The following is a 25,185-nucleotide window of genomic DNA, read 5'->3' as shown; positions in this document are numbered from 1 at the left end:
TGACTCCCCACCCCCTGCTGCTTCTTCCGTCCGCTGCCTACTTCTTCTTCGCGGTGTCGCCGAACGGCAGGTCGGCGCCCGTCAGGTCGGCGCGGATCCCGTCCCGTTCGACGGAGATGTTGCGCAGCCGGATGTCGCCGGGCGTCTTGGGCAGGTGGAAGGACAGCGACAGCTGGTCGGCGAGCTGAGGCTTGGTCAGGCCGGTCAGGGCGCCCAGGACCTTCGGGTCGATGCCGACCTTCTCCAGCAGCCACGGGTGGTCGACGACCACGTCGACGAGGTTGACCTTCATCAGCTTCTGGATGAAGCGCGGCGAGCCGGTCAGCTCGTGCAGCTTGTCCTCGCTGTGCAGCGCCTGCTGGATGTACGGCTTGGGGATGCCGATCCGGTCCGCGATCGCCGGAATGCCGAGCATCGCCTTGACCTTGGCGGCCTGCGCGCTGACCTGGGCCGCGGCCTTGCGGGTCAGCCGCAGGCCCTCTTCCTTGCCGGTGCCGGGGCGGTAGACGGCGACATCTCCGATATCCAGCCGCATACGGCTGATCTCGGTGGAGATGCCGCGGTCGCCCGCACGCTGAATACGCGCCTCTGCCCGGACGCGCAATTCGTGTCCGGCGATCGGCAGCCGGCCGTCCGCGCGGACCGCGTCGGGGCCCATTTCGCTGAATTTCACCTGCGAGGCGCCCAGCTCGCGATTCATGTCGTCAAAGGCGAGCAGCACACTGCCGTTCATCGTGCCGACCATGCCGCCCTTGATGGACGTGGGCAGGTCACCGTCGATACGGACATCCTTCGCGGTCGCCTCGAATTTCGCCAGCGAAACGCGGTCGGCGGCCACGTCGGGGATGGCGACCTTCACCTGGTCGAGGCGCTTGCCGGCGAGCTGGGTGAGGAACGGAAAGCCCTGGATGTCGACTTCCGGAGCGGCCGTCAGATGCAGTGCGTCCTTGAGCTTTTCCTCGGCCTTGTTCTGCGCGTAGAGCACGGCGAAGCGGTCGCCGAGGGTGAGGAACGCGGTGCACACCAGTACCGCGACCAGCACCTTCAGGGTGATCGGAACGGCGGCGAAGCGGCTGATCCCGCGTTTGTTGCGGCGGTGGTTGGGCGGCGTCCAGCCCTTGTCGTCCGACTCCTCGTCGTCCGAACGCAGCCCCAGGCCCAGCGGATCGTCGCTGTCGTCACGCTCGTTGAGGTAGGTACGGCGGGTGGCGGAGCCGGCCGGCCCGTATTCCGCGTCGTGGCCGTGCTCGGGCTCCGGCTCGGGGTCGGCGAGGGCCGCGAGGTCCGCGTAGGGGTTGACCGGGTCGAGCTCTCTGGTGTCTTCGTGCGAGGCGCCCTGCGCGCCCGGTGCGGGGAAATCCGTTGTGTGGTGAACGGGATTTACCGGACCGGGTGAGGGTATGCGTATGGGGGTTCGCATCCGCACATCTCACCATGGGCGAGACCCTTGAACGCAAGTCCTACCGGTGGTATGTGACGTACACGAAACTTGTCCTGTCGGGATGGCAAAATTTCGCCGTCTTGAAGAGTGTTCTGCGATAACGCCATATGCCCTCTTTTGGCGCTCCGTAAGTCCGCGCCGCGCGCTCAGAAGTCGACGCGGGCCCGGTCGTCGACGCGGGCGACGGATTCCTGGGCGAAGCGCCGGTTGTATACCGCGCGGATGTGCTCGATCTCGGAGTCATGAGGGCGGGCCCGGGACGTGGGATAGAGCAGGGTCAGCTCGTAGGAGCGTTCGCGTTCGATGGTTCCGTGGGCGTCCCGGTACTGGCCGTAGGTCTCCTTCACGGACAGCCCCGCCGGGAACGCGGGGGTGACGATCTCGTCGACGAATGCGTGGAACTGCCGGTCGGTGACGGCCGGGCCGCCGTCGGGCCGGGCGGTCCCGAAGTAGAGGCTGGTCTCGATGTACGGGCTGCCGTGGACGGGGTGCGGCGGCTGGGTGGCGGGTGCGGCGGCGGGTGCGGCCGGGGCGGCGGGGGCGGCGACGCCGAGCAGCGCGGTCGACACGGCCAGGACGGCGAGGCGCAGCCGGGGCGGGGGCATCGAGAGCAACGGTCTTCCCTTCGTGGTGAGGTCACCGGATAACGAGGGGAAGGGGGAAAGGGGGGCGCCGCACGGGCGCGGCCGCCGCCGTCCGGGTGACGACGGCGGCCGTGGGCTCCGGGCCCGGTCGTTACTTGACGACCGTGATGCGGTCGGCCTTCGGCGGGGTGAGGGGCTTGTCCGCCGACGAGTGGGCCGTCAGATACGCGGTGAAGGTGTCCAGGTCGGACGGGCCGACGTACTTGTTCGTGCCGTCCTTGAAGGCGGCGAAGCCGTCCCCGCCGCCGGCCAGGAACTCGTTCATGGCGACGCGGTAGGTCGCGGCCGGATCGATCGCCTTGCCGTCGAGTTCGACGGAGTTCTTGACGATCCGGTCGGCGCCGGACTTGGTCATGTCGAGGGTGTAGGTGAGGCCCTGGGAGACCTGGAGGATCTTCGGGGAGGCCTCGTTCGGGCCGCTGACCTGCTGCTGGAGTCCGGCGAGCAGCTGGGCGCCGGTGAGGTCGACGACGTTCATCATGTTGGTGAACGGCTGGACGGTGAACGCCTCGCCGTAGGTCACCACCCCGTCGCCCTCCTTGCCCGACGCCTTGAAGGCGAGGTCGGAGCGGATGCCGCCGGGGTTCATCAGGGCGAGCTGGGCGCCGCCCTTGTCGGCCGCCTTGGTGCCCTCCAGCTGGGCGTCGGAGATGACATCGCCGAGCGGCGATTCGGGCGCGTTCGCGCCGCGGCCCGCGATGTCGGCGGAGACATGACCGACGGTGCGGCCGGCGACGGGCGCGGCGAGCTTGTTCCAGCGGGCGATCAGCGACGTCATGTCCGCGGCCTTGGGCTGGGTGCGGTTCACGACGTGGTTGACCGCGCCGGGCGCCTTGACGCTGGTGCGCACGATGTCCTTGGTGCGCCGGTCGTACGTCAGCGTGGTGTCCGTGTAGAGCTTGCCGAAAGACGCGGCGGAGGTGACCGTGCGCGGGGTGCCGGACGGGTCGGGGATGGTGCAGGCGTACGCCTGGTGGGTGTGGCCGGTGACCAGCGCGTCGACCTTGGGCGTGACCTTCTTGGCGATCTCGGTGATCGGCCCGGAGATCCCGTCGCCGGGGCCGGGGCTGTCGCATGTGTAGTTGTAGGAGGTCGAGGCGGGCAGGCCGCCCTCGTGGATGAGCGCGACGATCGACTTCACGCCCTGCTTGTTGAGCTCCTTGGCGTACTTGTCGATGGTCTCGACCTCGTCGTGGAACGTCAGGCCCTTGACGCCGTTGGCGCTGACGATGTCCGGTGTGCCCTCCAGCGTCACCCCGATGAAGCCGATCTTGACGCCCTTGTGCTTCCAGACGGTGTACGGCTTGAGCAGGGTCCTGCCGGTCTTCTCGTCCGTGACGTTGGCGGTGAGGTAGGGGAAGTCGGCGCCGCGGAACGTCTTGCCGTCCTCGAAGCAGCCGTCCTTCGGGTGGCAGCCGCCCTTCTGCAGGCGCGTCAACTCCGCCCGGCCCTCGTCGAATTCATGGTTGCCGACGGAGGTGACGTCGAGGCCGAGCTTGTTCATCGCCTCGATCGTCGGCTCGTCGTGGAAGAGCCCGGACAGCAGCGGGCTGGCGCCGACCATGTCGCCGGCGGCCGCGGTCACGGAGTAGGGGTGCCCCTTGCGGGCGGTGCGCAGCGACTGGGCGAGGTATTCGACGCCGCCCGCCTCGACGGTCTTCTTGCTGCCGTCGGGCTGCGCTTCCTCGACCGTCCCGGAGGAGCCCTGCGGCGGTTCGAGATTGCCGTGGAAGTCGTTGAAGGAGAGCAGCTGCACCTCGACCGTCCGGCCGGGGCGGTGGCGGGCCGTGCCGCTGTCCGCGCCGGCCGGAACGGCGAGGGCGGTGACCCCGGCCGCGGCGGCCAGTACGGCGGCTCCGGCCGTCAATCTGCGCGCGGTGCGGCGCCGTTGAGGTGTCGCTGGCATGTGATCCCCTTCGTGGACCGGACGGACGACCGTGGTGTGTCCGAGCGGTCGGCAGCTTATTGTCGACGCGCGTAGCGCAACAGGGGTGCAGGGTGACGAGCTGGTTGCCGGGAAGGGGCGGGAGCCGGTGCGCGGCGCCCCGGGCCGGTAGTCGGCCCACGGGCCCGGCAGCGCCGTACGCTTCAGGTATGACTGACGCTGCACAGGAGATGGGCCGGACCGGCCGCAGGATTCAGGTGCTCGACGAGCTCGCGCCGGAAGGGGTCGCGGCCGTCCTCGAACTGATCGAGCGGGCCGCGCGCACGGACGGGCAGCCCGCCGTGTCCGAGCAGGGGCGGCTGCAGTTGCGCGGTGGGGGCGGGCGCCGGGAGGGCGTACGGCACTTGCTGGTGTACGCGCCGGTGGACGATGCGGAGGAACTGGTCGGCTACGCGCAGCTGGAGGACACCGACCCGGTGGAGGCGCCGGCCGCCGAGCTGGTGGTGCACCCCGGTCACCGCGGTCGCGGGCACGGCCGGGCGCTGGGCGCCGGGCTGCTCGAACAGTCCGGACGGCGGCTGCGGGTGTGGGCGCACGGCGGGCATCCGGCCGCCCGGCACCTCGCGCAGACCCTGGGGCTGACGATGTTCCGTGAGCTGCGGCAGATGCGCCGCTCGCTGACGGACCTGGAACTGGCGGAGCCGCAGCTCCCCGAGGGGGTGTCCGTACGGACCTTCCAGCCGGGCACCGATGACGCGGCCTGGCTGGAGGTGAACGCCGAGGCGTTCGCGCACCATCCGGAGCAGGGTTCGCTGACCCAGCGGGATCTGGACGACCGCAAGGCGGAGGCGTGGTTCGACCCCAAGGGGTTCTTCCTCGCGGAGAAGGACGGCCGGCTGGCCGGTTTCCACTGGACCAAGGTGCATGCCGACGAGGGGCTCGGCGAGGTCTATGTGCTCGGGGTGCGCCCCGGCGGGCAGGGCGGCGGCCTGGGCAAGGCGCTGACCGCGATCGGGCTGCGGCATCTGGCGGCTCAGGGGCTGCCGACCGCGATGCTGTACGTCGACGCGGACAACGTGCCGGCGGTCAGCGTCTACGAGCGGCTGGGTTTCGTCACCCACGAGACGGATCTGATGTACCGCTCGGAGACGTGAGCGCGGGTGCGGGGCGGTGGCGGGCGGCGCGGCCCGTCCGCCACCGCGCCGGCCGCCCGGCTTCTCATCGGGTCGCCCGCTCGGCTTCCCGGGCGCGCCATTCGCGCGCCAGCATCGCGTAGATGACCTCGTCGGACCATTCGCCGTCGAGGAATTCGTTCTCCCGCAGGTGGCCCTCGCGGCGCATCCCCAGCCGCTCCAGGACCCGTGCCGATGCGGTGTTGCGTCCGTCCAACTCCGCCTGGACGCGGTGCAGTCGCAGTTCCTCGAAGCCGATCCGCAGCAGTTCCCGGCTTGCTTCGGTGGCGTAGCCGAGGCCCGCGTGATCCGGGTGGAAGACGTAGCCGATTCCGCCCTTGCGGTGTGCGCGGCTGACCAGGAAGAAGGTGACGTCGCCCACCAGTACGCCCGTCTCGCGGACGACGACGGCGAGTTGGAGGACGTCACCGTCCTCGCGCAGCGTCGTCCGGGTCGTCTTGGTGGCGACGGAGGCGCGGGATCCCGCCTCGTCCAACGGGCCCCAGTACAGGTAGCGGCAGACGTCGGGGAGCCGTTGATAGGCGTGGATCGCGGCGAAGTCGTCGGTGCGGACGGGGCGTAGTTCCAACCGCTCGGTGTGTATCGGGCGGTCTGCGGTGTACGTCGGCGGGGGCGGCGCGGCGGGGCCGGTGGGTGGGGGCACGGCGCCAGAGTACGCAGCGGAGGTTGACAGGTGCAGCCCACTTCCCCCACCCTTTCACTACTTAATTAGTGGAATGACTGGGGGAGGGGTGACGCGGTCGATGAGCCACCTGACCGGCCGGGCCTCGGGGCGTACCGCGATCGAGGCCGTCGGCCTCGGCAAGCGCTACCGCCGCCGCTGGGTCCTGCGCGACTGCACCTTCCGGCTGCCGGCCGGCCGTATCTGCGCGCTCGCCGGACCGAACGGCGCGGGCAAGACCACGCTGCTGTCCCTCGCATCCGGGCTGCTCAGGCCGGACGCGGGGCAGGTGCGGGTCGGCGGCGCGGGCCCCGACACGGCCGCCGGACGGGCCCGCGTCGCCCATGTCACCCAGGGCAAGCCCCTCTACCCCCGGCTGACCGTCGCCGAGACCCTGCGGCTGGGCCGTGAACTCAACCCCGGTCACTGGAACCAGGCGCGGGCGGAACAGCTCATGCGGGAGGGCCGGGTGCCGCTGGACGCCCGCGTCGGCAGCCTCTCCGGCGGGCGGCGCACCCGCGTCGCCCTCGCGCTCGCCCTCGCCGCCCAGCCCGAGATCCTGCTGCTGGACGAGGCTCCCCCCTGCCCCGAACGGGCGGCGAACGGCCCCGCGTCCGACGTCGATCCGCTCCTGCGGCACGAGGTCGCCCGGCTGCTGCTGGCCGAGGCCGCCGAACGCGGCACCACCATCGTGATGTCCTCGTACGCCCTCGCCGAGCTGGACGGGGTCTGCGACTACCTGCTGGTCCTGGGCGGCGGCCGGGTGCGGCTGGCGGGCGAGGTGGACGACGTCATCGGCGCGCACGCACTGCTGGTGGGCACGCACCGGGGTGCCGGACCGCCCCCGCGGACCGGCGCGCACACCCTCGTCGACGCGACGGTGACGGGGCGTCAATTCACCGCGCTGGTACGGCGCCAGGGACCCCTCCGCGGCCCCTGGGAGGCCGTGGAACCCTCCCTGGAGGAGGTCCTGCTCGGCTACCTGCGCGCACCCGACGCACCCGAACTGATCGCGCCCAGCGCCGAACCGCTCTCGCCGCGGCTGCGCCGCACCCCCGGCAACAAGCCCGGCATCCCCGGCATGCCGCGCAACGGCCCCGGCGGCCGGCACTGCCCACCGGGCGGCGCGGAACGGGTCCGGCACCACCACGACAGCGGCGGAGTCCACGCCGGGCCGCAGGACATCGACCCGCCCATCGACGCGCAGGACATCGACCCGCAGGACATCGACCTGCACCACAGCGACAGGCATCACAGCACCAAGGGAGCAGCGGCATGAGCACCACGGCACAGCGCGGGACGGACCGGCGCGCACACCTCGCGGACCAGGGATCCGGCAGACGGACCGCCCCGCTGCGCGGCCTCGCGTGGCTCGTCGGGCGCCAGCACCGGGCGGCCTTCGCCCTCCTCCTGGCGGCGGCGATCGGCGGCGTCGTCTACTGCGCCGTGCTGCGCGCCCGGATGGCCTCCTACATCGACGCGCACCACATCGCGGGCTGCTCCGAGATGTCGCAGATCGCCCGCTGCGCCGACGTCCAGGAGGCGGTCACCGCGTTCCGCGCCGCCTACACGGCGCCCTTCCAACTCGCCGAGTGGGGAATGCTGGCGCTGCCCGCCCTGATCGGCCTGTTCATCGGCGCCCCGCTGCTGGCCCGCGAATGGGAGGCCGGCACCCACCAGCTCGTCCTGACCCAGTCGGTCGGCCCGCTGCGCTGGCTCGCCGCGAAGACCGCGCTGCCCGCGCTCGCCGTCGTCGCCACCACCACCGCACTCTCCGCCGCCTTCGGCTGGATGTGGCAGGTCGGCGGCAACGAGGTGACCGGCGCGTACTGGTACGAGCCCAGCGGCTTCCACGCGCTCGGACCGATTCCCGTCGTCCACTCCCTGCTGATGCTGGCGATCGGCATGCTGGCGGGCCTGCTGCTGCGCCGCACGGTGGCGTCGATGGGCGTCACGCTGGGCGCCACGCTTGCCGTCCAGTTTGCGTTCGGGCTGCTCCGGCCGCATCTTCTGTCGCCCGTGACGTCGAAATCCGGGTCCGGCGAGCCCGCCGCCCCGCTGGCGGACAGGGCCTGGCGGCTGGCCGAGGGGAGCTACACCCGCTCCGGCGCGAAGCTGCCGGAGGACGCATGCGACGGCTACGGCAAGGCGTACGAGGCCTGCCTGCGCCGACACGACGTGGTCGGTCACTTCGTCGAGCAGCACCCCGCGTCGCACCAGTGGCCGCTGGTGTGGACCGAGGCAGGCATCGTGCTGGCGCTGACGGCGCTCCTCACCGTGATCGCGTTCTGGGCGATGCGGCGCCGCCACGGCTGATCCGGGGCCCCGGGCGGGCGGGGGCGTGCCGCAGGGCCCACGAGCCCGCCCGGAGACGGGGGCGCCCCCCGCAAAAGCCGGGGAATCCCGCAAAACCCCCGGGGAGTAGCGCCCCGCTTGCCTGTGCGCCACATCCGCGTTACCGGCGATTCAATGTCGCTTGCGAGCATCACTGAATGCAGCCCGCTGTGCCGAACGTCCCGAACCCGAGGCTCCGTGTAGCTCCGCCTCCTCCTGACGCGCCTGGAATGCCCCGGGCGCGGAAGAATGAGGTCATGAACCAGCAGCCCAGCGCTCAGGCCCAGGCCCAGCCCGAGAAGCCGGCCCCGAAGCCGGCCCAGGCGCCGCCGGCGAGCGCCGGCCCCGCGATCCAGCCGTCGGTCGGCTCCATCGCCGCGCACCGGCCGCAGACGGTTCGCGGCACGGTGCCCGAGCTGGAGCCCGACCTGGACGCCGACCTGGACGGGTACGAGGACGAGGGCGTCCCCGGCGCGAACGGCGAGGAGCTGCCCAGCGGCCGCTTCCTGGACCGCGAGCGCAGCTGGCTGGCGTTCAACGAACGGGTGCTGGAGCTGGCCGAGGATCCGGCCACCCCGCTCCTCGAACGGGCCAACTTCCTGGCGATTTTCGCCAGCAACCTCGACGAGTTCTTCATGGTGCGGGTCGCCGGCCTCAAGCGCCGGATAGCCACCGGGGTCGCGACCCGCTCCGCGTCCGGCTTCCAGCCCCGCGAGGTGCTGGACCTGATCTGGACCCGCTCGCGCGAACTCATGGCGCGGCACGCCGCCTGCTTCCAGCAGGACATCGCCCCCGAGCTCGCCGACCAGGGCATTCACGTCATCCGCTGGCCCGAGCTGACCGAGAAGGAACAGGCCCGCCTGTTCACCCTCTTCCGCCAGCAGATCTTCCCGGTCCTCACCCCGCTGGCCGTGGACCCCGCCCACCCCTTCCCGTACATCTCCGGCCTGTCGCTGAACCTCGCCGTCGTCGTACGCAACCCCGTCAGCGGCCACGACCACTTCGCGCGGGTCAAGGTGCCGCCGCTGCTCTCCCGCCTCCTGGAGGCCTCCCCGCAGCGCTACGTCCCCATCGAGGACGTCATCGCCGCCCACCTGGAAGAGCTGTTCCCGGGGATGGAGGTACGCGCCCATCACATGTTCCGGGTCACCCGCAACGAAGACCTGGAGGTCGAGGAGGACGACGCGGAGAACCTCCTCAAGGCGCTGGAGAAGGAGCTGATGCGGCGGCGCTTCGGCCCGCCCGTCCGCCTGGAGGTCGAGGAGTCCATCGACCCGTCCGTCCTGGACCTGCTCGTCCAGGAACTCAAGATCTCCGAGGCCGAGGTCTACCCGCTGCCCGGACCGCTCGACCTGACCGGACTCTTCGGCATCGGCGCGCTGGACCGCCCCGAGCTCAAGTACCCGAAGTTCGTCGCCGGCACCCACCGCGACCTGGCAGAGGTCGAATCGGCGTCCGCCCCCGACATCTTCGCCGCGCTGCGCGCCCGCGACGTCCTGCTCCACCACCCCTACGACTCGTTCTCCACCTCCGTGCAGGCATTCCTGGAACAGGCCGCCGCCGACCCGGACGTGCTCGCCATCAAACAGACGCTCTACCGCACCTCCGGTGACTCGCCGATCGTGGACGCCCTGATAGACGCCGCCGAATCCGGCAAGCAGGTCCTCGTCCTCGTCGAGATCAAGGCCCGCTTCGACGAACAGGCCAACATCAAGTGGGCCCGGAAGCTGGAGGAGTCCGGCTGCCATGTCGTCTACGGCCTGGTGGGCCTCAAGACCCACTGCAAGCTGTCGCTCGTCGTCCGTCAGGAAGGCGAGATGCTGCGCCGCTACTCGCACGTGGGCACCGGCAACTACCACCCCAAGACGGCCCGGCTCTACGAAGACCTGGGGCTGCTGACCGCGGACCCGCAGGTCGGCGCCGACCTCTCCGACCTCTTCAACCGCCTCAGCGGCTACTCCCGGCGGGAGACCTACCGCCGGCTGCTGGTCGCCCCCAAGTCCCTGCGCGACGGCCTGCTCCAGCGCATCACCAACGAGATCGCGCACCACCGGGCGGGCCACCCCGCCTACGTCCGCATCAAGGTCAACTCCATGGTCGACGAGGCCGTCATCGACGCGCTCTACCGCGCCTCGCAGGCCGGCGTGCCGGTCGACATCTGGGTACGCGGTATCTGCGCGCTGCGGCCGGGAGTCGTCGGCCTCAGCGAGAACATCCGGGTCCGCAGCATCCTCGGCCGCTTCCTGGAGCACTCCCGGGTCTTCGCCTTCGGCAACGGCGGCGAGCCCGAGGTATGGCTGGGCAGCGCCGACATGATGCACCGGAACCTGGACCGGCGGATCGAGGCACTGGTGCGGGTCGCCGACCCGGCACACCGCGCCGCCCTCAACAGGATGCTGGAGACCGGGACATCGGACACCACGTCCTCCTGGCACCTCGGCCCGGACGGCGATTGGACCCGGCAGGCGGTGGACGCGGACGGCGCGCCGCTGCGGAACGTACAGGAAATGCTCATTGACGCCCGGAGGCGCCGGCGTGGCCCAGCGACATGACCAGCCGGCCGGGGGGCCGTCCGGTCTCATCGGCATCGGAACCGGATACGAGCTCGGCGGCGCGCCCGGAGGCCGCGCCACGGTGGTGGACGGCCCCTACGGGCCGCTCGGCCCGCACGGCCGGGCGGGCGCCTACGGGCACTACGGCCCGTACGGCCCCGACGGGTCGGAGGGGCCCACCGGATCCGGCGGCCCGCCCGGGGGAGCCGCCGGATCCGCGGGACCGGGGGGACCGGGGGGACCGGGAGGCGCGGGATCCGCCCGCCCCCTCCCCTCCGGTGCGGCCATCGACCCGGTGCTCGCCACGTACTCCGCGGCCGACGTGCTCGCCGGATATCTGCACCGGCAGTCCGCCGACTTCCTGCGCAGCCTGCGCCGGCACCGCGAGAGCGGCTCGGACGCCGAGGGCGCGGGCGAGGCCGCCCGCCAGTTGCGCTTCGCCGCCCGCCGGATCAGTGCCACCCTCTACACCTTCCGGGCGTTGACCGAGGAATCCTGGGCCGATCAACTCCGCGCGGAGTTGGGCTGGTTGTCCGGCACCCTGGCCCGCGAACAGGCCTGCGCGGCCCGCCGCGACCGGCTGATGACGGCCCTGCAACGCCTGACGGGCCGCGGCGAGCGCACCGAGCGGCCGTCCCGGGGAGACCGCCGCGACCGCGGGACCACCACGGCCGGCACGCTCCGCACGGCCACCGCGCCGCCCGCCGCACAGGCCGCCGAGCCGGACGCGGAGAGCGCCCTGTCGGCCGGGGCGGCGCGCGCCGGGGCACTCCTGGACCGCCAGCTCACCCTCGCCCGCAGCCGCGCACACTCCACCGCGCTGCAGGCGCTGGGTTCCTCCCGTTTCCACGCCGTCGCCGACTCCGTGGCCGTCCTCGCCTCCGAGGTGCCGCCGGCCCGTACGGCCGCCGAGGTGCCCGCCGCCGAGGCCCTGCCACCGCTCGTCGAACAGGCGCACCGGCAGCTGGCGGAGGCCGTCGCCGCACTCCCGCTGTCCCGCGCCGGGCACCCGTACAACGCCGACGCACTGGCCGCCGACCACCGCCAGGACGCCCCCTGGCACCAGGTGCGGCTGCTGGTCCGGCTCAGCCGCTACGCCCAGGAGACGATCGCGCCCGACCACCCCGACGCCCGGCTGGCGGAGGCCGGCCGCGCCCTGGAACGCCACCGGGACGCCGCCGAGGCCGCCGCCGCAGCAGCAGCCGCGGCCCGCACCCCGCGGATCGCGCCGGCCACCGCCTACGCGCTGGGGGTGCTGCACGCCGACCAGCGCCACGAGGTGGAGGCCGCCCGCTTCGCCTTCGGCCGCGCCTGGCTGCCGGCCCCCGCGAACGGAGCAGCGGGATGACGGTGCCAGGGTGGGGGAGGGACGAGCGCGTGACGCCGGACGACGGCGAGAGCGCGGGTGAGGAGCTGACGGTGGGACGGGAAGCGACACCGGGGCCTGCGGGGTCCGCGGGGTCTTCGGGTGGGCCCATGCGGTCATCGGAACCGATCCGGGCGGCGGGGTGCGTGCTGTGGCGCCGCGCGGCGTCCGAGGACGGGCTGCAGATCGCGTTGGTGCACCGGCCCAAGTACGACGACTGGTCGCACCCCAAGGGCAAGCTGAAGCGCGGCGAGAGCGCGCTGGCCGCTGCGGTGCGCGAAGTGGCGGAGGAGACCGGCCTGGACTGCCGGCCGGGCGCCCCGCTCCCCACCGCCCACTACCTCGCCAACGGCCGCCCCAAGACCGTCCGTTACTGGGCGGCGGAGGCCGTTGCCGGGGCCTTCGTGGTGAACGGCGAGGTCGACCGCCTGCGGTGGTGCTCACCCGCCGACGCCCGCGACCTCCTCACCCATGAACGGGACCGGCCCCTGGTCGACGCGCTGCTCGCCGCGCTCCACCTGGCCTGAGGCCGGCCCGCCGCCGGGCCGGTCGGCCCCGACCTGCCGGTTCAACGACCGGTGGGCTCAACGACCTGCCGGTTCAACGACCTGCCGGCTCAGCGCCGCCGCAGCGACGCGTCCGCCACGGCCGGCGGCACGTAGTAGCTGTCCGCCCGGTTGAGGTCGGTGCCGGGCGGCACGATCGCGTCGATCCGGTCCAGGACCTCGGCGCTCAACGTCACCTCGGAGCCGTCCAGCAGCGACGTGAGCTGGTCGTGCGTGCGCGGGCCGATGATCACGGACGTGACCGCCGGGTGCGCCCGGACGAACGCGGTCGCCAGATGCGGCAGCGACAGGCCCGCCTCGGCGGCAACCTTCGCCAGCGCGCCGACCGCCTCCGCCTTCCGCGCGTTCTCCGGGATCGACAGATCGAACTTCTGCGTTTCGAGACCGGCCCGCGAACTGGCCGACAGATCCCGCCCCGACAGCCACCCCGCACTCAGCGGACCCCAGGTCAGCACACCCATGCCGTAGCGCTGCGCGGTCGGCAGCACCGCGCCCTCCACCCCGCGCGCCAGGATCGAGTACGGCGGCTGCTCACTGCGGAAGGGCACATGGCCGCGCCGCTCGGACGTCCACTGCGCCTCGACGATCGCCTCGGCGGGGAACGTCGAGCAGCCGACCGCCCGCACCTTGCCGGACCGTACGAGGTCCGACAGCGCGGAGAGCGTCTCGTCGATGTCGGTGGCCGGGTCCGGGCGGTGCACCTGGTAGAGGTCGATGTAGTCGGTGCCGAGCCGGCGCAGGCTGTCCTCCACCGCCCGGACGATCCAACGCCGGGAATTCCCGCCGTGGTTGGCGTCCGGCCCCATCGAGTTGAAGAACTTCGTGGCCAGCACGACATCGTCGCGCCGCCCCTTGAGCGCCTTGCCGACGATCTCCTCGGACTCGCCCGCCGCGTAGACATCCGCGGTGTCGACGAAGTTGATGCCGGCGTCCAGCGCACGGTGGACGATCCGGACGCCGTCTTCGTGATCCGGGTTGCCCCAGGCTCCGAGCATCATCGTGCCCAGCGCGTACTCGCTGACCGAGATGCCGGTACCGCCGAGGATCCTGCGCTTCATGAGCTGCTCCTGTGGTGGTGAACGGGGTGATCGAGTGATCGGGGTGGTGGGGGAGGGGTGTGGTCCTGCCTGCCCCGGCCACCTTCCCGGCCACGATCCCGGCCGGGTGTGCACCAGCCTGCGGCTCCCGGACGTACGGGGCCAGGTCCGTCGCAGCCTGGGTCCGCCGGAACCACCCAACCGGCGGTGCGCCGCATACTGGACGGATGCTGCATGGCGAAGTCGAGATCAGCTCGTTCCTCAAGGCGCGCCGCGCGGCGCTCGACCCGGCCGATCTGGGCCTGCCCGGCGGGCTCAACCGCCGCCGGGTGCGCGGACTGCGGCGCGAGGAGGTCGCCCAGCTCGCCGGCATCAGCGTCGACTACTACACCCGGATCGAACAGGGCCGCGCGCACGCCATCTCCGACTCCGTCCTCGACGCCATCGCGCGGGCACTGCGGCTGACCGGCGGCGAGGTGACGTATCTGCGCAATGTCGCGCTGCCGCGCCGACGCGGCGAGGACGGCCCGGCCGCCGCCGACGGACCCGGCCAGACCGTACGCCCCGAGATCCAGCAGCTCCTGGACGCGATGGGCAGCACCGTCCCCGCCATGGTCGTCGGCCGCGGCCTGGACATCCTCGCCTGGAACACGCTGGGCGGCCGGATCGGCTTCGACCTCCCCGCGCTCGACCGCAGCCGGCGCAACTCCGCGCTGCTGGTGTTCCTCGACCCGGCGGCCCGTGCCCTGCACCCCGACTGGGAACGGATCGCCGAGGAGGTCGTCGGCAACCTGCGGGCCGAGAGCGGACGGCACCCGGAAGACCCGCGGATCTGCGAGGTCGTCAACGAACTCCTGCACCGCAGCGGCGACTTCCGGCGCGTATGGGAGGCACAGGCGGTGCACGAATGCCTGCGCGGCACCAAACACCTCGTGCACCCCCAGGTCGGCGAACTCCTGATCACCTTCGAGAGCTTCCGCCTGACCACCGACCCGGACCAGACCCTGGTGACCTACAGCGCCCCGAGCGGATCACCCACCGCACGACGCCTGGCGGACCTGGCGGAGCTGGCGGAAGTGGGGGAGCTGGGGGCGACGGGGGCGCTGGAGCCGGCCGGGTAGGTGGGGGCGTGGGCCGGGTGGGCCTGGCCCCCGCCCGGGTGGCGGGTGCTGCCTGCTCGGCTCACCCTCGCGGGGCGAGTGCCTCCCACCGGACGGTGACCTCACCCTGGCGGCGGCGGCGCGGGTCGCCGGCGAGCGGCCAGTCCGCGGCCAGCGCGCGGACGGCGGCGAGCCAGCGCTGGCGCGCGCCCAGCGCGCCCAACGGTGCGGCCGTCGCCCAGGCGCGGTCGAAGTCACGCAGGAAGGCATGGACCGGCTCGCCCGGCACATTGCGGTGGATCAGCGCCTTCGGGAGGCGTTCTGCCAGGTCGGACGGTGTGTCAAGGGAGCCGAGCCGGGTCGCGAAGGTGACCGTGCGGGGGCCTTCGGGGCCCAGCGCCACCCAGACGTGCCGCCGCCCGATCTCGTCGCAGGTGCCCTCGACCAGCATCCCGTCGGGCGCCAGCCGGGCGCACAGCCGCCGCCACACCGCGGCCACCTCGTCCTCGTCGTACTGACGCAGCACATTCGCGGCCCGGATCAGCACCGGCGACCGCCCCGGCCCGCCCGGCAGCGGCACCTCGAAGCCGCCGTGCACGAAATCCAGCCCCGGCTGCTCGTACGGCCGGGCCGCCTCGACCCGCGCCGGCTCGATCTCGATGCCGACGACCCGCGCGTCCGGCCGCACGGTCCGCAGCCGGGCCAGCAGCTCCACCGCGGTCCAGGGCGCGGCGCCGTACCCCAGGTCCACCGCTACCGGGTCGGCGGCCCGGCGCATGGCGGCGCCGTGTTCGGCGGCGATCCAGCGGTCCATGCGGCGCAGCCGGTTGGGGTTGGTGGTCCCGCGGGTCACATTTCCGACGGGGCGGCGGGACGGCGCGGACACCGGGGCGGCGGGCGCGGGAGAGCGGCGGGGCATGGCATCGAGCGTATGCGGTACCGGAACCGCGGCCGCGGCCCAGGCGGCGCCCGGCTCGTGCCCGCACCCCGGTGCGGAGACGCTCCCCCGCCGGGCGAAGCCGGGGACGGCGGGACGGCGGGGACGACGGCGGCGCGACGCGGACAACCGGGACGGACGGTGGGCGGCGGGCACGCGACCGCGGATGTCGGGGGTGCGACGCGGACACGAGGACGGACGGTGGGCGCGGGGGACCACGCAGCGGGCAACGGGGGACCGACGGCGGACGACGGGGCGCGAGCGGGAGCCTGGAGACCACGCAGCGGCGGGGCCCGCGGGTGGGCGCCGGGGGACGACAGGACGGCGCCGGGGGCAACGGGACGGCGCGCCGGAACCCGGGAGGGCGTCGGCACCGCCAGGCCCTGATCGCCCGCCGCCAGGTCACGCTTTGGTAAAATGAGAAGAGCGGGGCCCGTCCGGAAATGGATGGCGGGACTCCGTTGTTGCAGGGGGTCGGAGGCGCGTAGCCCGCCTCGCCTAGGAGGTAGCTCGCAGTGAGCCCATACGTGTCCCGGCTCCGCGGCCGTCCCCACGGTCAGTTCCCGGGGCAGTCCCGCCTGCGGATGCCCGGTGGTGCCCGGCGCCCGCGCAGAGTGGCGATGCTCAGCGTGCACACCTCGCCGCTGCACCAGCCCGGCACGGGCGACGCCGGCGGCATGAACGTCTACATCGTCGAGCTGGCCAAGAAGCTGGCCTCGATCAACATCGAGGTGGAGATCTTCACCCGCGCCACGACCGGCACCCTGCCCCCCACCGTCGAACTGGCCCCCGGCGTCCTCGTCCGGCACGTCGACGCGGGGCCCTACGAGGGGCTGGCCAAGGAAGAGCTGCCGGCCCAGCTCTGCGCCTTCACCCACGGCGTCATGCAGGCCTGGGCAGGCCATCGCCCCGGCTACTACGACCTGGTGCACTCCCACTACTGGCTTTCCGGACACGTCGGCTGGCTCGCCTCGGAACGCTGGGGCGTCCCGCTGGTCCACGCCATGCACACCATGGCCAAGGTCAAGAACGCCTCGCTCGCCCTCGGCGACACCCCCGAGCCCGCCGCCCGTGTCATCGGCGAAACCCAGGTCGTACGCGCCGCGGACCGCCTGATCGCGAACACCGCCGAGGAGTCCGAGGAACTCGTACGGCACTACGAAGCCGACCCCGCCAAGGTCGCCGTCGTCCACCCGGGCGTCAATCTCGACCGCTTCCGGCCCACCGCCGGTGGCGTCCCCGACAGCCGGGCCGCGGCACGCGCCCGCCTCGGCCTGCCACAGGACGCGATCATCCCGCTCTTCGCCGGTCGCATACAGCCGCTGAAGGCCCCGGACATTCTGCTCCGCGCGGTCGCCGTGCTCCTGGCCGAGGACCCTTCGCTGCGCTCCCGCCTGGTCGTGCCGGTGGTCGGCGGGCCCAGCGGCAGCGGCCTGGCCAAGCCGGAAGGGCTGCACAAGCTGGCCGCCCGGCTCGGCATCGCGGACATCGTGCAGTTCCGCCCGCCGGTCGGGCAGGAAAAGCTCGCCGACTGGTATCGCGCGGCATCCGTCCTGGTCATGCCCTCCTACAACGAGTCGTTCGGGCTCGTCGCCATAGAGGCCCAGGCCTGCGGGACCCCGGTCGTCGCGGCCGCCGTCGGAGGCCTGCCGGTGGCCGTACGCGACGGCACCAGCGGCTTCCTCGTCCCCGGCCACGACCCCGCCGACTACGCCCGCGCGCTCTCCCGCTTCGTGGCGGACCCGTCGCTGGCCGACAGGATGGGCACCGAGGCCGCCCGGCACGCCCAGTCCTTCGGCTGGGACACCGCCGCCTCGGCGACGGGCGAGGTCTACACCGCAGCCATGCTGGAACGACGTCGTCACCTACGATCCCTCCATGGGTGAAGTGGCTGAAACGCCTGACGCAGCGGACGGTTCCGGCACGGCACACGCCGGACCCGCCAAGGACACAACCGCGCAGCACACGACTGTGAACGAAGGGGCGGCGAGCCACGCGACCGCGAGCACCAGGCCGGCCGGCGACGACGCGACCGTCGGCAGCGACGCGGCGGCCGGCAACGCCACCGCGAACGACGTCATCGAGCGGACGCTGCGGGACGCCGACCTCGAATGGGAAACGCCGTCCGACGGCACCTACGTCATCAAGCTGCCCGGCATCCGCAAGCTCTCCACCACCTGCTCATTGATCGTGGGCAAGCACTCCCTCTCCATCAACGCCTTCGTCGTCCGCCACCCGGACGAGAACCAAGAAGCCGTGCACCGCTGGCTCCTGGAACGCAACACCCGCCTCTACGGCGTCAGTTACGCGATCGACAAGCTCGGCGACATCTATCTCGTCGGCAAACTCCCCCTCACGGCCGTCAGCCCCGACGAACTGGACCGCATCCTCGGCACCGTCCTGGAAAACGCCGACGGCAGCTTCAACACCCTCCTGGAGATGGGCTTCGCGACAGCCATCCGCAAGGAGTACGCCTGGCGCGTGTCCCGCGGCGAGTCCACCCGCAACCTCGACGCCTTCACCCACCTGACCCAGCCCCCCGCCAAGTAGACGACCCACCTGCGTCGGTCCGCGTCGGCCCGCATCAGCCCACATCTGCGCCCGGCGACCGGCGGAGAACGGAGACGGAGGGCGGACTGCGGTGGGCCGGCACGGTCAGGTGCCGGCCGACCGCAGCGGCCACCGCCCCGCCGTCAGCCGCTGAAGCGACGGACGTACCGCTTCTGCCAGGGCGTTTCGACCGCGTGGGAGTCGTAGTTCCGGCGGACAAAGGCCACCGCCTGGTCGGCCGGCACCCCGTCCAGGACGGCGATGCAGGCCAGGGCCGTACCGGTCCGGCCGCGCCCTCCGGCACAGGCGAACTCGACGCGTTCGGTGTCGGCGCGCGACCAGGCGTCGCGGAGCGCTTCCCGAGCCTGTGCGTGATTACGGGGAAGCCTGAAGTCCGGCCAGCGAACCCACTGGAACTCCCAAGGGACTTCGGGAGGCTGCTTTCCCAGCAGATAGACCGCGTAGGTAGGCAGCGGACCGTCCGGAAGCGGCTTTCGAAGCCCGCGGCCTCGTATCAGCCGCCCGGAGGGAAGCCGCAGAACCCCGGGGGCGGTTGCCTGCCATGTCTCGGTCACCCACTCATCGTAGGGATCAGGACGCGTACGGCAGCCCCCTCGCCTGCCATCCCCCCTCCCTGCCACCTGTCACCCTCCCCCTCCCCTCTCCCCCCTCCCTCCCTTCCGGCTCCCCCTGCCCGGCCCTTCGCCCCCCGGCGCTGCGTCCCCCCTCCCTTCCGGCTCCCCCTGCCCGGCCCTTCGCCCCCCCTGGCGCTGCGTCCCCCCCTCCTCTGATGGCACGCCATCCCGCCTGCGTCATGGAATGAACCTCCCGCCTGCGGTCATGGCGCGGGCCTCCCGCCTCCGGCTAGGGCACGAACCGCATGTCCGGGTAGCGGGCGGAAGGGCGGTTCAGCAGCCCGTTGTCCTGGCCGCGCAGCCATCGGTCGAAGAATGCGGAGACGTAGGCCCGCTGCGTGGCGATGGCGCGGTCCGGGGCGATCGTGCCGAGCATCTTGGTGACGGTTGCCCGGGGTATGTCCAGCTGCCGGGCGATCTGCGGTAGCAGCGACTCGGCGTCCGTGAAGCTCGCATGCTGACTGCCCGCCAGGGTCAGGTCCCGGTGCCATCCCGAGCTGTGTCGCCACACTGCGTCCCAGGAGGCGACCGTGTGATGGGTGTCGCCTTCCTTCCCCATGAGGAGCAACGGGCGGTCCACACCGTCGATTCCGACCGTCGACGGATGCGAAGGGTCGTCGTCGCGCTGGGTGTAGCCGAGCACGCCGTCCAGGTTCACCGCGGCTTTGATCCGCCGGTCGTCGTGCATGGTCTGCGCTGCCGTGAACCCACCGGCCGACTGGCCGAACATCCCTATCGCGTCCAGATCCAGCGACTCGCGGAGGTCATCCGGCAGAGCGGGTCCGGAGTCGCTGCTCTGCTTCTCCAGCTCGTCGAGTACGAAGCGGGTGTCGGCCACCCGCACCGCAGTCAGCTTCTTCAGCAACTCCGTTATACGGCCGGTCCGTTCTGCCTCGGCGGCCTCCTTCCGCAGCACGCTGTGTGCCACCCGGCCGTCGGGGAACTGCACCGCGGGAGCCTCGTAGGTGTGGTCGACCGTCACCACCACATAGCCCCGGGACGCCAGCTCGTCGCAGAGTGTGGTGCCGAGCGATCGGGGGTCGCCGGCGCCGGGGGAGTAGAGCACCACCGGCAGCTGTCCGCGATGCCGCGCTACCGGCGCACCCTCGTGGGCATGGGTGAGGGTGGCCCCCCAATTGACCTTTCCCTTCGGCACCTGTTCGGAGAAGTTGCTCTCGGCGTCGAATGCGGCGGCCTCGCTTGGCAGCATCTGCGGTGCGCGCGGATACCGCCCGGCATTCCGCGCCGGATACCTGATGCTCACCATCAGCTCGCGGTGCGCTTGTCCGGCTATCCATGGGTCATACCGCTTTCGGTCCACCAAGTGGAGTCTCGTCGTGCCGACTTGGTGCGTGCCGGTGGGGGCGGGCAGGGCCACGCGTACCCCCTGGGTGTGGGTACTCGCCTGCGTCGCCAACCTGTGTGGGTGCGGGGACAAGGACGGGGGCGGCGGCGGAGAGGGGAGCGGATGTGGGTGTGAGTGTGGGGGTGCGGTGGAGGGGGCTGCAGGGGTGGCCTCAGCTGTCGCCTGCGTGACACCTGGTGCCGCGACCAGTGACGCCGCGAGCACGAGCGTGGCGATCGCCACCGTCCTGCGTCCCACCCTTCGTGGCCTCACGTCCTCGCCGGCGTGCCCCGTCCGATTCCCCCTTGCGTCCCTGGTCGCCTTCGTCACCGCATCCCTCGCTACGCCCCCAGCCACGCTCCCCTTCGCGCTTCTCGTCACGTTCTCCGCTGTGAATCCCGGCCTGCGTGTCATCGCATCTCCCCGTTTTCGCGTCGCCCCGTTCTTCGCGTCACGATCAGGATCTCGGATCGCCAAGCCCCAATCGATCGTGGAGACACCCGTCTTGAGGGTGTGGCTGCCACGAAGAGTCCACGCCTGCCCCCTTCCGCGCGCCCCGACGGCATGGCATCCTCACGCCGTCCCTCACGTGAACAACGTTCATGTACGTGAAGTGTGAGGTCATCACACCGGACTTCACACGGGCCCTGCCCGCCCGGACCGAGTCGTACGGCCTCCCGGGAGCCGTCACCCCGCCGAACCTCTACGAGGCGCAACGCGCCCTGCGGGGCTAACCGTTGGGTGCGGCGACAGCCGGCTCCGCGTCAACCAGGGGGCCGGTTCCGCGCACCGGCGTGGCCGCCGGGGCGCTCGATGCCGGCAGTTTCCGCAGCAGCGCCCCGTATCCCACGGCCGCCACCGTGCCGATGACGGCGCAGCCGGCCCACAGCGCATCGGGTCCGTAGTGGTCGATCACCGTGCCGCCGAGCAGCGGGGCCGCCAGGGAGGCCACGGACCAGGAGAGGGCGTACATGCCCTGGTAGCGACCACGGCCGTGGACCGGCGACAGCCGCACCACCAGACCCATCTGTGTCGGCGAGTTGATGATCTCGCCGAGCGTCCAGACGGCGACGGTGAGCGCGTACACGGCGACCGAACCGGCCAGCGCGGTCAGCCCGAACCCGTAGCCGGCGAGCAGCGCCGAACCGATGAGCAGCATCGCGGGGCTGCGGTGCTGGATGAAGCGGGTGACCGGGATCTGCAGCAGCACGATGATGACGCCGTTGATCGCGATCACCGTGCCGAAGTCCGCGCTGGAGAACCCGCTCTGACTCATCGACACCGGCAGCGAGACGTACGCCTGCTGGAAGAGCAGGGCCAGCAGGAGGTTGAGGCCGACGACGGTCATGAAGCGCCCGTCGCGCAGCACCGTCGCCATGGAGACGCGTACGGGGCCCGGCACGGCGGCCGCCTTCGCACCGGACGGCTCCCGGTCCTTCGGCGCCGCCGTCCGGCTCCGCGGCTCCTGCGCGGTGTCCTGCTCGGGGCGGGTTTCCGGCAGCTTCCGGAAGACCACCAGGGCGCAGGCCAGCACCAGGGTCGATTCGCCCAGGAAGAGGATCAAGTAGCCGTGCTCGGCGATGAGTCCGGCCGCCGTCGAGGAGATGGCGAAGCCCAGGTTGATCGCCCAGTAGTTCAGGGAGAAGGCGCGCACGCGGTCCTCGGGGGCGACGATGTCCGCCATCATCGCCTGGCCCGCCGGCCGTGAGGCGTTGCTGGCCATGCCGACCAGGCAGGCCACCGCCGCGATGGCGACCGGGTCCTCCATGAAGCCGAGCAGGGCCACGGACGCCGCCGTGGAAAGCTGCGCGATCAGCATCGTGGGCCGTCGGCCGAGGCGGTCGGTGAGCACCCCCGCGCCCACCGAGGAGACCACGCCACCCAGCCCGTAGAGCGCCCCGACGAGGCCCGCGTACGAGGCCGAGTAGCCGCGCTCAACGGTCAGATAGAGGGCCAGGAAGGTGGCGACGAATCCGCCGAGCCGGTTGACGAGAGTGCTGGTCCACAGCCACCAGAACTGCCGGGGCAGGCCGGAGAAGCTCGTTACGGCGGCACGTCTCACTCTGGCTGCGGATGCGGACATGGCTGTTCCCCCCGAGGGCGCAGGCTGGCGGCGCGTGTGTGTGGCACAGGTGCTGGTGCATCGCAGACGCGGGTGGGCGGCGGACGCTGAGGTAAGAGGCGCTGCGGACTGTTGCAAGCTACATATGCGGACGGTGCCGCCACCACTCAATTGACGAGAAGCGTCAATCGTCCCGGCACGCCGCCGCCCTGCCCCGCAGGGCCCCATGGCCCCGGGGTTCCCCGGCAGGGCCACACCGGGACGTGGATTACGCTCGACGTCATGGCCGACGCACCGTACAAGCTGATCCTCCTCCGTCACGGCGAGAGCGAGTGGAACGCGAAGAACCTGTTCACCGGCTGGGTGGACGTGAATCTCAACGAGAAGGGCGAGAAGGAGGCGGTCCGCGGCGGAGAGCTGCTCACGGACGCCGGTCTGCTCCCCGACGTGCTGCACACCTCGCTCCAGAAGCGCGCCATCCGCACGGCGCAGCTGGCCCTTGAGGCCGCCGACCGCCACTGGATCCCGGTCCACCGCAGCTGGCGCCTCAACGAGCGCCACTACGGCGCGCTGCAGGGCAAGGACAAGGCGCAGACGCTCGCGGAGTTCGGCGAGGAGCAGTTCATGCTCTGGCGCCGCTCGTACGACACCCCGCCGCCCGCCCTTGAGGACGGCTCCGAGTTCTCCCAGAGCGACGACCCGCGCTACGCCGACATCCCCAGCGAGCTGCGCCCCCGTACGGAGTGCCTCAAGGACGTCGTCACCCGCATGCTGCCGTACTGGTACGACGGCATCGTCCCGGACCTCCTCGCCGGCCGTACGGTGCTGGTCGCCGCGCACGGCAACAGCCTGCGCGCCCTGGTCAAGCACCTCGACGGCGTCTCCGACGAGGACATCGCCGGCCTGAACATCCCCACCGGCATCCCGCTCGTCTACGAGCTCGACGCCGACTTCCGTCCGGTCAACCCGGGCGGCACCTACCTCGACCCGGAGGCCGCCAAGGCCGCGATCGAGGCAGTGAAGAACCAGGGCAAGAAGAAGTAAGCAGGGCACGTCTCGATCAAGCCCCCTACCAGCGGTTTTTCCGCCGGTAGGGGGCTTGACGGCTTTCCGGGGCGAACGGGTGCAGCATGGAAGGAGGAGGGGTGGGGGACCAGGGGGATCCGACCGTCCGTTGGAGGAATGAGTCCGATGGCCATTTACATGGACGTGCACCGCGGAATGAAGGGGATCACGGCCGATGAGCTGAAGGCGGCGCACCAGGCCGACCTCGCGATCGAGAGCGAGGAAGGCGTCCACTTCGAGCACGCGTGGGCCGACCCCGACTCCGGCGACATCTTCTGCCTCTCCGACGCCCCCTCGGCGGAAGCTGTCCAACGCATCCACGAGCGCACCGGCCACGCGGCGGACGAGATCCACCCCGTACCGCTCAGCATCTGACGACCGGAACACGGCAGCGATGCCGTGAGCGGCGACGGCAGCGGCCCCGCCCGGCGGAATGCCGGACGGGGCCGCTGTGATGCCGGGGCCGCGCTGGACGCGCGGCTAGCAGCTGCCTCCGCATTGGCACGATCCGCCGGACTGGCAGCCGCAGCTGCATCCGGGGCCGCAGCCGCAGGCGCCGAGAAGCGGCAGCCGGGGTCGTTCGACCGCGGACGGTTCCTTGCGGGGCGTGGGCTTGGGGGAGTCCGCCGTGAGTGCCATGAATTGCCTCCTAGGGGTCACCTGCTGCCCATTGCAAGCCCTGGTGAAGCGGCGCGTCAACGGCGCGTGGAGGCACACGACAAGGGCACACGGTGGTGCGCCCGGCTGCTACGACCCGTCCACCGCGGTCGGCGGGGCGATCTCGTCGGCGTGCTCGCCGGTCACCAGATAGACGACGCGCTTGGCCACGGAGACCGCGTGGTCGGCGAAGCGCTCGTAGTAGCGACCGAGCAGCGTGACGTCCACGGCCGTCTCGATGCCGTGCTTCCAGCGGTCGTCCATCAGGTGCTGGAAAAGGGTGCGGTGGAGCATGTCCATCGCGTCGTCGTCCTGCTCCAGCTGCAGCGCCAGATCGACGTCCTTGGTGATGACGACCTCGGCGGCCTTGGCCATCAGGCGCTGCGCGAGCTGCCCCATCTCCAGGATGGTGGCGTGCAGATCGCCCGGCACGGCCGTCTGCGGGAAGCGCAGCCGGGCCAGCTTGGCGACGTGCTGGGCGAGGTCGCCGGAGCGCTCCAGGTCGGCGCTCATCCGCAGGGAGGTGACGACGATCCGCAGGTCGGTGGCGACCGGCTGCTGCCGCGCGAGCAGGGCGATGGCGCGGGCCTCCAGGTCGTGCTGGAGATCGTCGACCTTCTCGTCGGCGGCGATCACGCTCTCGGCCAGCTTGAGGTCCGCGTCGAGTATCGCCGTGGTGGCGCGCCCGATCGCGGAGCCGACGAGCCGGGCCATCTCGACCAGGCCTTCGCCGATCGAATCCAGCTCCTCGTGGTACGCGTCCCGCATCAGTGACCTTCTTCCGCATCGAGTGAACGAGTGGTGGTGCGTGTGGTGCCGGTGGGGATGTCGGTGCTCGTGGTGGTGCGTGACGGTGGCGTGTGACGGTGGTGCCGGGTGGTCGGGCCGACGATGGCGCCGTCCTTTCCACGCTCCCACGCGCCCCGCCCGCTCGGGGGGTACTCCGGGAAGAGGGCACGTGCCCCGTCCACCGTCACCGGCGTCCACACCCGTGCGACCGCACCGGCACCGGCGCCGGTATCCGCACCGGCATCCTCACAGTGCGGCCGGATCGCGACGTGCGCTGCCACCCGGGGTGAATCATCCCTGTCATGAAGGTGAACTCTGGGCGACATGAGTGATGCCGGGGGGTCGGCAGTGCGATTCCGGCAGGGG

At 71.8% G+C, this 25,185-nt stretch carries 22 protein-coding genes; 12 read left to right on the top strand and 10 right to left on the bottom strand.

Going from position 1 to position 25,185, the window contains the following annotated elements; translation table 11 throughout:
- Positions 1-37: 37 nt before the first annotated feature.
- The 3 genes from ACIRQ7_RS05350 to ACIRQ7_RS05340 all read right to left on the bottom strand — a co-directional run bounded on the left by ACIRQ7_RS05350 (position 38) and on the right by ACIRQ7_RS05340 (position 3,991).
- A complete protein-coding gene (locus tag ACIRQ7_RS05350; protein WP_404259968.1) occupies positions 38-1,420 on the bottom strand; it encodes a DUF2993 domain-containing protein in 1,383 nt (460 codons plus the stop codon).
- A gap of 167 nt (positions 1,421-1,587) precedes the next feature.
- Entirely contained in the window at positions 1,588-2,046 is a 459-nt protein-coding gene (locus tag ACIRQ7_RS05345; RefSeq protein WP_404260134.1) for a DUF3574 domain-containing protein, read from the bottom strand.
- Positions 2,047-2,176: 130 nt separating this feature from the next.
- Positions 2,177-3,991, bottom strand: a complete 1,815-nt coding sequence (locus ACIRQ7_RS05340) for a bifunctional metallophosphatase/5'-nucleotidase (RefSeq protein WP_404259967.1) — start codon at positions 3,989-3,991, stop codon at positions 2,177-2,179.
- 188 nt (positions 3,992-4,179) lie between these two features.
- On the opposite strand from ACIRQ7_RS05340, the gene mshD reads away from it, so the two are divergent.
- Positions 4,180-5,124: a mycothiol synthase gene (gene mshD / locus ACIRQ7_RS05335; protein WP_404259965.1), complete on the top strand. Its 945-nt coding sequence runs from the start codon at positions 4,180-4,182 to the stop codon at positions 5,122-5,124.
- 64 nt (positions 5,125-5,188) lie between these two features.
- On the opposite strand, the gene ACIRQ7_RS05330 is transcribed toward mshD, so the two are convergent.
- Positions 5,189-5,806, bottom strand: a complete 618-nt coding sequence (locus tag ACIRQ7_RS05330; RefSeq protein ID WP_404259963.1) for a GNAT family N-acetyltransferase — start codon at positions 5,804-5,806, stop codon at positions 5,189-5,191.
- Positions 5,807-5,906: 100 nt separating this feature from the next.
- Here ACIRQ7_RS05330 and ACIRQ7_RS05325 point away from each other — a divergent pair, with 100 nt between their 5' ends.
- The 5 genes from ACIRQ7_RS05325 (at position 5,907) to ACIRQ7_RS05305 (ending at position 12,603) form a co-directional block, all read left to right on the top strand.
- Entirely contained in the window at positions 5,907-7,103 is a 1,197-nt protein-coding gene (locus tag ACIRQ7_RS05325; protein ID WP_404259961.1) for an ABC transporter ATP-binding protein, read from the top strand.
- Positions 7,100-8,140, top strand: coding sequence for an ABC transporter permease (locus ACIRQ7_RS05320; RefSeq protein ID WP_404259959.1), 1,041 nt, complete (start codon positions 7,100-7,102; stop codon positions 8,138-8,140). Before ACIRQ7_RS05325 ends, ACIRQ7_RS05320 begins: the two co-directional genes overlap by 4 nt.
- A 275-nt stretch (positions 8,141-8,415) precedes the next feature.
- A complete protein-coding gene (locus tag ACIRQ7_RS05315) occupies positions 8,416-10,710 on the top strand; it encodes an RNA degradosome polyphosphate kinase (protein ID WP_404259957.1) in 2,295 nt (764 codons plus the stop codon).
- Positions 10,673-12,058, top strand: a complete 1,386-nt coding sequence (locus ACIRQ7_RS05310; protein ID WP_404259955.1) for a CHAD domain-containing protein — start codon at positions 10,673-10,675, stop codon at positions 12,056-12,058. Before ACIRQ7_RS05315 ends, ACIRQ7_RS05310 begins: the two co-directional genes overlap by 38 nt.
- Positions 12,059-12,186: 128 nt before the next feature.
- Entirely contained in the window at positions 12,187-12,603 is a 417-nt protein-coding gene (locus ACIRQ7_RS05305; protein WP_404259953.1) for an NUDIX hydrolase, read from the top strand.
- A gap of 89 nt (positions 12,604-12,692) precedes the next feature.
- Here the strand turns inward: ACIRQ7_RS05305 and ACIRQ7_RS05300 are convergent, their stop codons facing one another.
- Positions 12,693-13,700, bottom strand: coding sequence for an aldo/keto reductase (locus ACIRQ7_RS05300; RefSeq protein WP_401461553.1), 1,008 nt, complete (start codon positions 13,698-13,700; stop codon positions 12,693-12,695).
- Between the two features lie 206 nt (positions 13,701-13,906).
- On the opposite strand from ACIRQ7_RS05300, the gene ACIRQ7_RS05295 reads away from it, so the two are divergent.
- Complete coding sequence (locus tag ACIRQ7_RS05295) at positions 13,907-14,800, top strand: helix-turn-helix domain-containing protein (protein WP_404259951.1); 894 nt, start codon at positions 13,907-13,909, stop codon at positions 14,798-14,800.
- Between the two features lie 61 nt (positions 14,801-14,861).
- On the opposite strand, the gene ACIRQ7_RS05290 is transcribed toward ACIRQ7_RS05295, so the two are convergent.
- Entirely contained in the window at positions 14,862-15,698 is an 837-nt protein-coding gene (locus ACIRQ7_RS05290; protein WP_404259949.1) for a class I SAM-dependent methyltransferase, read from the bottom strand.
- Positions 15,699-16,231: 533 nt separating this feature from the next.
- Between ACIRQ7_RS05290 and mshA the strand changes: the two genes are divergently transcribed.
- Both mshA and ACIRQ7_RS05280 read left to right on the top strand, forming a co-directional pair.
- Positions 16,232-17,602 carry a D-inositol-3-phosphate glycosyltransferase gene (mshA, locus tag ACIRQ7_RS05285; protein ID WP_404259947.1) on the top strand — a complete coding sequence of 457 codons (1,371 nt, stop codon included), beginning with the start codon at positions 16,232-16,234 and terminating at the stop codon, positions 17,600-17,602.
- A 193-nt stretch (positions 17,603-17,795) separates the two neighbouring features.
- Positions 17,796-18,266: a YbjN domain-containing protein gene (locus tag ACIRQ7_RS05280; RefSeq protein ID WP_404260132.1), complete on the top strand. Its 471-nt coding sequence runs from the start codon at positions 17,796-17,798 to the stop codon at positions 18,264-18,266.
- 143 nt (positions 18,267-18,409) lie between these two features.
- Here the strand turns inward: ACIRQ7_RS05280 and ACIRQ7_RS05275 are convergent, their stop codons facing one another.
- Together ACIRQ7_RS05275 and ACIRQ7_RS05270 are read right to left on the bottom strand one after the other, a co-directional pair.
- Complete coding sequence (locus ACIRQ7_RS05275) at positions 18,410-18,841, bottom strand: protein-tyrosine phosphatase family protein (RefSeq protein ID WP_404259946.1); 432 nt, start codon at positions 18,839-18,841, stop codon at positions 18,410-18,412.
- A gap of 289 nt (positions 18,842-19,130) precedes the next feature.
- A complete protein-coding gene (locus ACIRQ7_RS05270) occupies positions 19,131-20,339 on the bottom strand; it encodes an alpha/beta hydrolase family protein (RefSeq protein WP_404259944.1) in 1,209 nt (402 codons plus the stop codon).
- Between the two features lie 509 nt (positions 20,340-20,848).
- On the opposite strand from ACIRQ7_RS05270, the gene ACIRQ7_RS05265 reads away from it, so the two are divergent.
- Entirely contained in the window at positions 20,849-20,980 is a 132-nt protein-coding gene (locus tag ACIRQ7_RS05265) for a hypothetical protein (protein ID WP_404259943.1), read from the top strand.
- Here ACIRQ7_RS05265 and ACIRQ7_RS05260 read toward each other — a convergent pair.
- Complete coding sequence (locus tag ACIRQ7_RS05260; protein WP_404259941.1) at positions 20,977-22,329, bottom strand: MDR family MFS transporter; 1,353 nt, start codon at positions 22,327-22,329, stop codon at positions 20,977-20,979. The genes ACIRQ7_RS05265 and ACIRQ7_RS05260 overlap by 4 nt on opposite strands.
- Before the next feature lie 261 nt (positions 22,330-22,590).
- Between ACIRQ7_RS05260 and ACIRQ7_RS05255 the strand changes: the two genes are divergently transcribed.
- The gene (locus tag ACIRQ7_RS05255) at positions 22,591-23,352 is read left to right on the top strand and encodes a phosphoglyceromutase (RefSeq protein WP_403675343.1); all 762 of its coding nucleotides are present in this window, start codon (positions 22,591-22,593) and stop codon (positions 23,350-23,352) included.
- A 147-nt stretch (positions 23,353-23,499) separates the two neighbouring features.
- Positions 23,500-23,748, top strand: coding sequence for an SCO4226 family nickel-binding protein (locus ACIRQ7_RS05250; protein ID WP_404259940.1), 249 nt, complete (start codon positions 23,500-23,502; stop codon positions 23,746-23,748).
- 372 nt (positions 23,749-24,120) lie between these two features.
- Here ACIRQ7_RS05250 and phoU read toward each other — a convergent pair whose 3' ends face one another.
- On the bottom strand, positions 24,121-24,798 hold the full coding sequence (gene phoU / locus ACIRQ7_RS05245; protein WP_404259938.1) for a phosphate signaling complex protein PhoU: 678 nt from the start codon (positions 24,796-24,798) through the stop codon (positions 24,121-24,123).
- Positions 24,799-25,185 lie beyond the last annotated feature (387 nt).

It is taken from the genome of Streptomyces sp. NPDC101393 (genome assembly GCF_044767385.1).
Taxonomy (GTDB): Bacteria; Actinomycetota; Actinomycetes; order Streptomycetales; family Streptomycetaceae; genus Streptomyces.
Note: the sequence above shows the minus strand (reverse complement) of the source record. Positions and strands in the feature narration are given on the sequence as shown.